This window comes from Pseudomonas sp. EGD-AK9, from assembly GCF_000465935.2.
GTDB lineage: Bacteria > Pseudomonadota > Gammaproteobacteria > Pseudomonadales > Pseudomonadaceae > Aquipseudomonas.
This window is the reverse complement of the sequence record NZ_AVOF01000588.1, coordinates 1-1,237: the sequence shown is the minus strand read 5'-3', so window position 1 is coordinate 1,237 and position 1,237 is coordinate 1. Positions and strand designations below refer to the sequence as shown.

The 1,237-nt window shown below is 71.8% G+C and carries 1 protein-coding gene; it reads left to right on the top strand.

The genetic code is table 11. The features are described from left to right. The coding region (locus N878_RS21285; protein WP_021445555.1) for a ComEC/Rec2 family competence protein at positions 1-1,237 on the top strand (1,237 nt) is incomplete at both ends.

The window sequence follows — 1,237 nt, the reverse complement described above, 5'->3', positions numbered from 1 at the left end:
TGGCGCCGGGCGGTCAACCTCAAGCGCCCGCATGGTCTGGTCAATCCGCACAGCTTCGATTACGAGGCCTGGCTGCTGGCGCAGCGCATTGGCGCCACCGGTACGATCAAGGCCGGCCAGCGGCTGGCGCCGGCCAGTGGCCTGGGCAGCTGGCGCGATGGCTTGCGCCAGCGTTTGCTGGCGGCTCCGGCCTTCGGCCGCGAGGGCGGTATCGCCGCCCTGGTGCTGGGCGACGGCTCGGGGCTGACGACCGCCGACTGGCGCCTGCTGCAGCACACCGGCACGGTGCACCTGATGGTCATCTCCGGTCAGCACATCGCCCTGCTGGCGGGGTTTCTCTATGGCCTGGTGGCCTTCCTGGCGCGTGTGGGGGCCTGGCCACGGCGCTGGCCCTGGCTGCCGGCCGCCTGTGTCCTGGCCTTGGTCGGCGCCCTGGGTTACGGCCTGCTCGCCGGTTTCGAGGTGCCGGTGCGGCGGGCCTGCGTGATGGTGGCGCTGGTGCTGCTGTGGCGCCTGCGCTTTCGTCATCTCGGCGCCTGGTGGCCGCTGCTGCTGGCCTTGCTCGCGGTGTTGCTGCTGGAACCGCTGGCCTCGTTGCAGCCGGGCTTCTGGTTGTCCTTCGCCGCGGTGGCGATCCTGATTCTGGTGTTTGGCGGCCGCCTGGGCGTGTGGGGCTGGTGGCGCGGGCTGACCCGCGCGCAGTGGACCATGGCCATCGGCCTGCTGCCGCTGATGCTGATCCTCGGCTTGCCGGTCAGCAGTAGCGGGCCGTTGGCCAACCTGATCGCCGTGCCCTGGGTCGGTCTGCTGGTGGTGCCGCTGGCTTTGCTCGGCACCCTGTTGCTGCCCGTGCCGGGCTTGGGCGAGGGCCTGCTGTGGCTGGCCGGCGGCGCCCTGCAGCTGTTGTTTCTGTTGCTCGGCCATATCGCTGGCTGGCTGCCGGCCTGGTTGCCGAGCAATCTGCCGCTGTGGGCCTGGCTGCTGGCCCTGGGCGGGGCGCTGCTGCTGTTGCTGCCGGCCGGGGTGCCGCTACGCCTGCCCGGCCTGACCCTGCTCTTGCCGGCGCTGTTTCTGCCGCCGCCGGCGTTGCCGGAGGGGCGCGCCGAGGTCTGGCTGCTGGACGTGGGGCAGGGGTTATCGGTGCTGGTGCGCACCCGCGCGCACAGCCTGCTGTACGACGCCGGGCCGCGTTTCGGCGATTTCGACAGCGGCGAGCGCATCGTCCTGCCGTCGTTGC